This is a genomic window from Corallococcus sp. AS-1-12 (genome assembly GCF_020036995.1).
GTDB lineage: Bacteria > Myxococcota > Myxococcia > Myxococcales > Myxococcaceae > Corallococcus.
This window is the reverse complement of record NZ_JAIQDD010000001.1, coordinates 595,923-605,745: the sequence shown is the minus strand read 5'-3', so window position 1 is coordinate 605,745 and position 9,823 is coordinate 595,923. Positions and strand designations below refer to the sequence as shown.

The 9,823-nt window shown below is 66.4% G+C and carries 7 protein-coding genes; 3 read left to right on the top strand and 4 right to left on the bottom strand.

Features of this window, described 5'->3' with window-relative positions:
• Positions 1-138: 138 nt before the first annotated feature.
• Positions 139-2,382 (bottom strand): TIGR02266 family protein, encoded by a 2,244-nt coding sequence (locus tag K8556_RS02320; protein ID WP_223738382.1) that lies wholly within the window; start codon positions 2,380-2,382, stop codon positions 139-141.
• 164 nt (positions 2,383-2,546) lie between these two features.
• Here K8556_RS02320 and guaB point away from each other — a divergent pair, with 164 nt between their 5' ends.
• Entirely contained in the window at positions 2,547-4,004 is a 1,458-nt protein-coding gene (gene guaB, locus K8556_RS02315) for an IMP dehydrogenase (RefSeq protein WP_223738381.1), read from the top strand.
• Positions 4,005-4,101: 97 nt separating this feature from the next.
• Here the strand turns inward: guaB and K8556_RS02310 are convergent, their stop codons facing one another.
• The gene (locus K8556_RS02310; protein WP_223738380.1) at positions 4,102-4,689 is read right to left on the bottom strand and encodes a hypothetical protein; all 588 of its coding nucleotides are present in this window, start codon (positions 4,687-4,689) and stop codon (positions 4,102-4,104) included.
• Between the two features lie 124 nt (positions 4,690-4,813).
• Here K8556_RS02310 and guaA point away from each other — a divergent pair, with 124 nt between their 5' ends.
• Positions 4,814-6,367, top strand: a complete 1,554-nt coding sequence (gene guaA, locus K8556_RS02305; protein WP_223738379.1) for a glutamine-hydrolyzing GMP synthase — start codon at positions 4,814-4,816, stop codon at positions 6,365-6,367.
• Between the two features lie 304 nt (positions 6,368-6,671).
• Here guaA and K8556_RS02300 read toward each other — a convergent pair whose 3' ends face one another.
• Complete coding sequence (locus tag K8556_RS02300) at positions 6,672-7,490, bottom strand: IS5 family transposase (RefSeq protein WP_223738378.1); 819 nt, start codon at positions 7,488-7,490, stop codon at positions 6,672-6,674.
• Positions 7,491-7,582: 92 nt separating this feature from the next.
• On the opposite strand from K8556_RS02300, the gene K8556_RS02295 reads away from it, so the two are divergent.
• Complete coding sequence (locus K8556_RS02295) at positions 7,583-8,893, top strand: HEPN/Toprim-associated domain-containing protein (RefSeq protein ID WP_223738377.1); 1,311 nt, start codon at positions 7,583-7,585, stop codon at positions 8,891-8,893.
• A gap of 89 nt (positions 8,894-8,982) precedes the next feature.
• Here the strand turns inward: K8556_RS02295 and K8556_RS02290 are convergent, their stop codons facing one another.
• Positions 8,983-9,768 (bottom strand): phytanoyl-CoA dioxygenase, encoded by a 786-nt coding sequence (locus tag K8556_RS02290; RefSeq protein ID WP_223738376.1) that lies wholly within the window; start codon positions 9,766-9,768, stop codon positions 8,983-8,985.
• Positions 9,769-9,823: the final 55 nt, after the last annotated feature.

The following is a 9,823-nucleotide window of genomic DNA, read 5'->3' as shown; positions in this document are numbered from 1 at the left end:
GGGGGGGGGCCGTCCAGTGTCGAAAAATTTCGACACTTCATAGCAGCCCGACTGCTCAATTCCTCAGGCACTCCCGGTCATGAATCACAGGAGACCTTCGACGCCAGCCCACTCGGGGAGCAGGGACCCGTCACGCCCTCAGGCGCGTCCGAACAGTCCCTTCAACCACCCCATGAAACCTTTCTGCTTGGACACGACGGCGGCATCCGGCGCCGCCTCCGGAACGACCGGCACGGACGCCGCCACCCTGCGCGCCGCCACAGCCACGTTGCCCGGAGTCACGACCGGAGGCACCGGCGCCGCGGCCACGGACTCCTCCTGCGCCAGCCGGGCCTTCACCGCCTCCGGCGTATCGCGGGTGGTGAACGTGCTGACGACCTCGCGCCCCGTGGTGCCTTCCTTCGCGGTCACCTTGAGCAGCGATTCGTTGTTCACCTCGAACGTCACCGTCACCTGCACCGCGCCGCGAGGCTTCTTCGGCAGGCCCGCGAGCCGCAGCGTGCCCAGGTACTCGTTGTCCTGCGCGCGCTCGGAGTCACCCTGGAAGACGGTGAGCTCCAGCTCCGTCTGCCCGTCCCGGTGCGTGGAGAGCGTGTAGCTCTTCACCGCCGGCAGCGACACGTTGCGCTCCAGCACCGGCTTGAAGCGCCCACCCGGCAGCCCCACGCCAATGGCCATGGGCAGCACGTCGATGAGCACCACGCCTTCCAACTGCCCCAGGCTGTGCGCCAGCAGCGCCGCGCCCAGCGCCACGGCCTCGTCCGGGTGCACGCCCTTGCTGGGCGGCTGGCCGAAGAACTTCGTGATCTTCTCGTGCACCAGCGGGAAGCGGCTCTGCCCACCCACGAGGATGACCTCGTCGATGTCCTGCGGCTTCAGCCCCTTGGCCTGGAGCACCTCCTCGCAGACCTGGACCGTGCGGTCCACCAGCCCCTCCGTGAGGGCGATCAACTTCTGCCGCGTGAGCGTGACGTCCAGGTCGTACGGCTTGTTGTCGATCATCGTGATGAAGGCCACGTGCACCCGCATCTCCGAGCGCTCGGACAAGGCGCACTTGGCCCGCTCCGCCGCGTCGTTGATGCGCTGCAGGGCCACCCGGTCCCCCTGGAAGGCGCGGCCCGTCTGCCGCTCGAACTCCTGCAGGAGGTACTCCACGATGGCGTTGTCGAAGTCGATGCCCCCCAGGAACGTGTCGCCGCCGGTGGAGATGACCTCGTAGACGGTGTCGTTCAGCTCCAGCACCGACGCGTCGAACGTGCCGCCGCCCAGGTCGTACACCAGCACGCGCTGGTTCAGCTTCTTGCCGTAGCCGTACGCCAGCGCCGCCGCCGTGGGCTCGTTGAGGATGCGCTCCACGTACAGGCCGGCCAGCTTCCCCGCCTCGCGCACCGCGTGCCGCTGGTTGTCGTTGTAGTAGGCGGGCACCGTGATGACCGCCCGGGAGATGGGCTGGCCCAACTGGTTCTGCGCCACCTCGCGCACCTCGCGGAGGATCAGCGCGGAGATCTGCTGGAGCGAATAGATGCGGTCACCCAGCCGCACCGCCGCCTCGCCGTTCTGGCCCGCGGCGATCTCGTAATGGAAGCGGCCCTTGATCTGCCCCACGATGGGCGACGCGTACGGCCGGCCCACCAGCCGCTTGGCGCCGTACACCGTCTGGCGCGGGTTGGTGAGCATCTGCCCCTTCGCGGGGTGGCCCACCACCAGCTTGCCGCGCTGGTTGAACGCGAGGATGGAGGGCACCGTGTTGTGGCCCTCGCGGCTGGGCAGCACCCCGGGCTTGTTGCCGCGCACGAACGCGGCGCACGAGTTCGTCGTCCCCAGGTCGATGCCGATGACGGGCCCCGTCCGGGGCGGCTCCTCGATGTTCAGCCCCAGGGACGCGTCCGTCACCATCTCCAGCGCGGGCGCGGGGGCCGCGGCCGGGGCGTCCATCCGGGCCGGAGCGCCAGGGTCCGCGGCCACGGTCGGGGGCAGGGCAGGGGCCGCCGCCGGGGCGGGCACGGTGAAGTCCGGCGGGCCCACGCCGTTGGGCACGGGCGGCACGTCCGACTGGGCGTGCGGGAGGATGGCGACCGCGGCGTCCAGGAACCGGCGGGTCGGGGGATCCGCCTCCCCGAACTTCAGCCCCATGCCGGAGATGCCCTGGCCCTGCTGCCCGGTGACGAAGTGGACGATGGCCGCCGTGTAGAGGAGCCGGTCGCCGCTCGCCAGGCGGAGGTCCAGGGTGACGGCCGTGCCCGGGGGGCGCACGGCCTTGGCGCGCAAATAGATGCCGCCCCGGGTGATGTTGCCCCCGTATTTCGCGAGGAACTCCTCGGGGGTGGCGAAGGGCAGCTTCACCACCAGCCCGACCGCCCCCGCTTGATTCAATTCCGCCAAGGCCCGGTCCAAGTCCCAAGAAGTGTTGGTGGGACGCCGAGTATCACCTGAAGTCCCCGGGAACGGGCGGCAAAAAACCTTCTTCCGTTGCGCGGCAGCCGCGCAAACCGTATGGACACGCACCCGCCGGGCGCTGGTGCCCCGCGGGGCCTCCGGGAGCCCCCATGTTGAACCCCGATATCCGGCTGGCCCTCACCTTCGACGACGTGCTCCTGCTGCCCGGTGAGAGCGCCGTCACCCCGCGTGATGCCGACCTCACCACCCGCCTGACCCGCAACATCCGGCTGAACGTGCCCCTGCTGTCCGCCGCCATGGACACCGTGACGGAGGCGCGGACCGCCATCGCCATGGCGCAGGAGGGCGGCATCGGCGTCATCCACAAGAACATGACGCCCGAGCAGCAGGCCCTGGAAGTCCTCAAGGTCAAGAAGTTCGAGAGCGGCATGGTGGTGGACCCCATCACCATCGACCCGAAGGCGCCGCTCGCCCGCGCGCTGGAGCTGATGAAGGTCCACGGCGTGTCCGGCGTGCCCGTGGTGCAGGGCAAGCGCCTGGTGGGCATCCTCACCAGCCGCGACGTGCGCTTCGAGAAGAACCTGTCCCAGAAGGTCGAGGACGTGATGACGACCAAGCTCGTCACCGGCCGCGAGGGCATCACCCAGGACGACGCCACGAAGCTGCTGCACGAGCACCGCATCGAGAAGCTGCTCGTCGTCAACGAGTCCTACGAGCTCAAGGGCCTCATCACCATCAAGGACATCGAGAAGCGCCGCACCCACCCGTACGCCGCCAAGGACGCCAAGGGCCGCCTGCTCTGCGCCGCCGCCGTGGGCGTGTCCGCGGACCGCGAGGCCCGCATCGACGCGCTGGTGAAGGCGGGCGTGGACGTCATCGTGGTGGACACCGCGCACGGCCACTCGAAGGGCGTCATCGAAGGCGTGCGCGACACGCGCAAGAACTTCAAGGGCTTCGACCTCATCGCCGGCAACGTGGCCACCGCGGAGGGCACGCGCGCCCTGATTGAAGCGGGCGTGGACGCGGTGAAGGTGGGCATCGGCCCGGGCTCCATCTGCACCACCCGCGTGGTGGCCGGCGTGGGCGTGCCCCAGGTGACGGCGGTGGATGACTGCTCCCGCGAGGCGGACAAGCACGGCATCCCCATCATCTCCGACGGCGGCATCAAGTACTCGGGCGACATCGTGAAGGCGCTCGCCGCGGGCGCCAGCTCCGTGATGATCGGCTCGCTGTTCGCCGGCACGGAGGAGTCCCCCGGCGACGTCATCCTGTACCAGGGCCGCAGCTACAAGAGCTACCGGGGCATGGGCAGCCTGGGCGCCATGAAGCAGGGCGCCAAGGACCGCTACTTCCAGTCCGACGTGGAGGCGGTGAAGCTGGTGCCGGAGGGCATCGAGGGCCGCGTCCCTTACAAGGGCACCCTCTCCATGAACGTGCACCAGATGCTGGGCGGCATCCGCAGCGGCATGGGCTACGTGGGCTGCGCCACCATCGAGGAGCTGCGCACGAAGGCCAACTTCGTCCGCATCACGTCCGCCGGGCTCAAGGAGAGCCACGTGCACGACGTCATCATCACCGAGGAAGCGCCCAACTACCGGATGGAGTAGGGCCTCCACCGCCCCCTGGCCTCACCGTCACCGGGAGGCTTCGGGGGGCAGGGGAGTCTCCCCCAGCCAGCGCGCCGGGGGAGGGGACCGCGGGCGGCTACTTGCCGCGACGCTTGCCGCCGCCCGTGGACGAGTCCTCGGCGGGGGCGGCCGTGGTGGACACGCGCTTCTCCGCCGCGTTGACGCGCTGGAGGAGCGACTCGCGGTCGTCCGGGTCCAGCGTCTCGATGGCCTTCTTCAGGGTGCCGAAGTCCAGGCGGGCCACCGTGACGGTGTTGCCCCCCTTGATCTCCTGCACCGTGGGCACGTCCACCAGCTCGCGCAGGTAGGTCTCGAACTCCACCCGCACGTCCGCGGTCTGCTGGATGCAGGTGTCCTTGGCGTTGACCAGGCTCTGGCTGCCCTCGCGGTAGCTCAGGTCCGGGTTGCGGGCCATGGCCTCCTCGAAGGTGTGGGTGCGGTCCTTCAGGGACGAGTACAGGTTGACGTAGTCCACCAGCCGGTCGGACTCAGGCCGGTTCACGTCCCGGGCCTTGTTCAGGGGCGCGGTGGTGTCGTCGCAGGTGAGCTTGGAGAGCTGTTCGACCCCGGGCGCGTCCTTCACCGCGACGCTGCGGGTGTCCCGCTCCAGGCGTTCGTCGGAGGTGATCTCCTTCACGCACCCCGCGGAGGACAGGAGGAGCATGGCTGCTGCAGTGGAAGCGGACAGGCGGCGCACGAACAATTGACGGCCTTTCAGCGTTGATTTCCCGAAGTTTGTAGCGATAAGGGCCCCCACCCGTCAACGACGCCCCCTGGGAGAATCGCCGGTGGACCTGCACTCCGAGAAGATCCTGATCCTTGATTTCGGGAGCCAGTACACCCAGCTCATCGCCCGCCGGGTGCGCGAGCTGGGCGTCTACTGCGAGATCCACCGCCCGGACCTCCCCGCCGCCGACATCCGGCAGTTCGCGCCGAAGGGCATCATCCTCTCCGGCGGGCCGGCGTCCGTGGAAGCGCCCGGCTCCCCGCGCTGCGACCCGTACGTCTTCGAGGCCGGCGTCCCGGTGCTGGGCATCTGCTACGGCCTCCAACTGATCTCCAAGCTCCTGGGAGGCCGCATCGACCGGAGCGCCCACCGCGAGTTTGGCAGCGCCTCCGTGGAGGTGCTCGCCGCGCGGGGCCCCTTCGCGGAGTTCCGCCCGGGCGACGAGGTGCAGGTGTGGATGAGCCACGGCGACCGGGTGGACGAGCTGCCGCCCGGCTTCGAGGCCATCGGCCGCAGCGGCAACTCGCCCTTCGCGGCGGCGGCCCACAAGACGAACCCCTGGTACGGCTTCCAGTTCCACCCGGAGGTGGTCCACACGCCGCAGGGCAAGGCCATGCTGCGCGCCTTCCTCTTCAACGACTGCAAGGTCACCGGCTCGTGGACGATGAAGGGCTTCATCGACGAGGCGGTGGAGACCATCCGCAAGCAGGTCGGTGACGAGGGCCGCGTCATCTGCGGCCTGTCCGGCGGCGTGGACAGCTCCGTGGCGGCGCTGCTGCTGCACCGGGCCATCGGCCCCCGGCTCCAGTGCATCTTCGTGGACAACGGCGTGCTGCGTCAGGGCGAGCGGGCGCAGGTGGAGGCGCTCTTCGTGGATCGCTTCCACGTGCCGCTCAAGACGGTGGACGCGCGCGAGCGCTTCCTGTCGAAGCTGGCCGGCGTCACGGATCCGGAGCAGAAGCGGAAGATCATCGGCCGGGAGTTCATCGCCGTCTTCGAGGAGGCCTCGCGCGACGTGCAGGACGCGGGCTTCCTGGCGCAGGGCACGCTGTACCCGGACGTCATCGAGTCCGTGTCGTGGAAGGGCCCGTCCGTCACCATCAAGAGCCACCACAACGTGGGCGGCCTGCCGGAGCAGATGAAGCTCAAGCTGGTGGAGCCCCTGCGCGAGCTCTTCAAGGACGAGGTCCGCGCGCTGGGCCGCGAGCTGGGCCTGCCGGACGAGATGGTCTCCCGCCAGCCGTTCCCGGGCCCGGGCCTGGCCATCCGCGTGCTGGGCGAGGTGAACGAGAAGCGCCTGGGCCTGGTGCGCCGCGCGGACACCATCGTGCAGGAGGAGATCCACAAGGCCGGCCTGTACAAGGAAGTGTGGCAGGCCTTCGCCGTCCTGCTTCCGGTGCAGAGCGTGGGCGTGATGGGCGACGAGCGCACCTACGAGTCCACCTGCGTGCTGCGCGCCGTCACCAGCGTGGACGGCATGACGGCGGACTGGGCGCGCATCCCGTTCCCCATCCTGGAGAAGATCTCCTCGCGCATCACCAACGAGGTGCGCGGCATCAACCGCGTCGTCTACGACATCTCCTCCAAGCCGCCCGCCACCATCGAGTGGGAGTGAGCCCAAACTAATTGAGAAGAATCGCTCGTTGAAATTGCCGCGAGTTGTCGAGATGAACTTCTCGCCAACGCGCGGCATTGCAGATGAAGCGGCGCATCACCCGATAGAACCAAGCTAGTTACAGCATCGCTGTTAGTGAAAGACGGTACTGGCTGACCGTAAGGGGCTACCGCTAGCCGCCTTCAAGTTGAGTTCCACAGCGTGGAGCCAGACCAGCGCGCGCCTGCACCTTCCCGCATGGCGAGCCACTTCCTATCTGCCCGCGCAGTTGACCCTGGAAAGAGCGCAGACTCACTAACAGTTCCTAACAAATGCCAGGAAAGAGGCGCCGGAGGAGCATGACGCAGCAGCCGAGGACGAGGAATCCAAAGTGGACGTCGTCCCTGCGCTCGTCGCGGACTCGAAGTCTTTGAAGCTGGTTCTTCCAAGCCAGCGTGCGCTCCACGACCCAGCGGTAGCGCCCCAGACACTCCTTCGACTCGATGCCTGGACGCGCGATGCGAGCGGCAATGCCGCGCAGACGGAGGCCGCGCCGGTTCTTCCTGGAGGAGTAGGCCTTGTCCGCATGCAGCTTCCCTGGCCGCAGGCGTCGCTGGCCAGAAGGCATCCTCACTGCGGGCACGGAGTCGACGAGCGGGAAGAGTTCGTGCGTGTCGTGCACGTTGGCAGCCGTCACCGACTCGGTCAGCGGTAGGCCGTGGGCCTCCACGAGAAGATTCTGTCCGTCGGGCTTGGGCCCGTGAGGGCCCCCTTTTTGACGCCCGTACGGACGAGGAGTCGATGGAGGCTCGCGAGAAGTCCACCTTGCCTCGTAGCCCCAACTCATCCAGCAGCCGTTCCTGGAGCTTTCCCACACGCCGGCTCGGCTCCATTCCTCCAGCCTTCGCCAGGCCGTCATGACCGACAGGCCGAACTGCTTGCGAGGCAGCATGTCCCACGGGATGCCGCTGCGAAGCACGAAGACGATGGCCTCCAGCGCCGCCCGGTCGTCCGCACGAGGACGGCCCAGTTTCTTCTTGGGCCGGGGCGGAGGAAGCAGCGGCGCTACGCGCTGCCAGAAGGCATCGGGAACGAGTTCGCGACCATGCTCCTCAAACTGGAGCTGGCCCTTGCTCCTGCCCACCCCGGCCCGCACTTTCGTTAGGTGCTGTAAGCATTACAATTGCCTAGGCCCACCAATTCAAGGGCCGACCAAAACCGCAGGAGATACGAGCCTTGGGAACACTAATCACTTTAGACGTCGGCGGGATCACACTCACGCACAGCAAGAATTCACGTGGCACTGATCACGGCTCACTATTTCAAGAGCAAGACCGCAAAGCCACACACTCAGATCAGATTAACTACGAATATTTCAAAGAAACAGGCAAAAGCCCCACTCCAATGGAAATGGCACTCTCGCGAACACTAAGGGACGTCATTCCGCGGATTGAACTACTGGGCTTTACACTTGAAAGCGCAAAGCGCGAGTACGAAGAGATTGCGCAAAGCTGGACCAAGGAACAGCGTACTCTGGCAGACGAAGACGAGCCAGAGTCGTCCGAAAGCGCTGCAAGCTTTGAAGAGTTCAAATACTTAGTTACGCGATACTCAATCAGCACCCTGGACGACACATTCGCGGACGAAATCGACCTCGAAACCCAAGCCAGAACCAGGGGCCGCTTTGCACATGAGCCAATCATTGAACGTCTTCCAAACTACGATCGTCATGAAAATTTCGCCTACTCCGAACGCAGCTATTTCTCTGACTTAGTAAGCATCATCCATCCCTATTCCGTGCTGCGCGTGCTAGCTACACGCACGGATAACCTAGATGCAACCGTAGTCTGGCAATATGGCCCCTTAGTGGAGAGCGGCTGGGCGAGCGCCGAAGAGTTCCCAACGGGCGCAAGACGAACTGAGACGTTTCTGGTTGCCACTGAGGGCAGTTCGGATGCGCACATATTGAAGCATGCATTTACACTCCTCAAACCAGAGATCGCCGACTTCTTCCGATTTATCGACGTCAGCGAGCGCCACCCTTTCTCTGGAACTGGCAACCTTTTAAAGTTCGCGGAGGGGCTCGCAAAGATCGATGTTCACAATCAAGTCGTGTTTGTTTTCGACAACGATGCCGAAGGGTTCGACGCACATCAGCGCCTATTGAAGTTTTCGCTACCCACCAATATGCGCACCATGCTCTTGCCAGAACTGGAACAATTTCGCTCGTTTCCAGCCCGTGGCCCCGAAGGAGTGAGCGCCGTCGACATTAATCGACGCGCGGCGGCAATTGAGTGTTACCTGGATCTATCTACCAACAAATACCCATGCGCAAAAATAGTTTGGACTAACTACAAAAAAGAATTGGACACATACCAAGGATCGTTAGAGTTTAAGGAGTCATACGTTAAGGACTTCCTTGAACTGAAACCCGAGACGCTTACAGCTAGCGCTTATGACGTCAGCAAAATAAGCGCAGTGCTAGATGCGATAATACTGCAATGCAGCTCAATCGCAGCAGCTCAGCGCGAACGTTGCGACGAATAAGGCCGTCTGCCAGGGCCCGCGCGTCCGCTGCAGAAGCAGCGAACCTGGAACGTTCATGAGCCGAGTTGACGAAGTCACGAACCGGGTGTCTATGCCACCAATGCAATTCGGATGGCCTCCTCCACCGGCGACGTGTCCTCCGGGAGCCGGGCCAGGCTCAGGGGCTCCCGGGGCAGCAGCGGCGGCTGCGCCATGAAGCGCGGCCGTGTTCCCCGGTGCGGCTGGGCCGAGTGCACGAGGAAGGGGTGGCACAGGTACACCGTGCCCGCCTCGCCCGTGGCCAGGACCTCCCGCCGGTGGGCGGACTCCGCGAAGCCGTTGGCCGCGAGCTGACGCAGCGTCAGGCCCGCCTCGCCGGCCGGGCCCAGCAGCCGGGCGATGTCCTGGTGCGAGCCCACGCGGATGCGGGTGGGCGCGTCGTCGCCGCCCACGTCGGAGAAGAGGAAGAGCATGAGCAGCGCCCGGCCCCTGGAGGCGACGTTGGCGCGCCAGTCCATGAAGTCCGGCTTGTCGAAGTCGAAGCTCACGTCGACGTGCCACCCCGCGTCGCCCGGGTCGGCCCCCGGGTTGTCGGGGGTCGGGAAGCGCACGGGGAAGGTGCCCAGGGCCCCGGGCGGCAGCCACCGGCCGGCGCCCACGAGCGCGTCGTAGGCCGCGTGCAGCACGGGCGTGTTCGCGGCATCCACGAAGGGCTTCTGGGCGTACATGCCCAGGCGGATGACGGGGCGGGTCCAGGTAGCGGGCCGGTCCGGCTCACACCCCGTGTCCCGCCAGAGAATGGCCCGTGCCTCGTCCGCGACCTGGCGGGGGAAGGCCCCGTCGAGGCGGAGGAACCCGTCCCGCATGAACTGCTCGGCGCGCGTGTCGTACGGCATGGGCGCACGCTAGCAAGAACAAGAGGCTGCCCGGTTCGCACCGGACAGCCTCTGG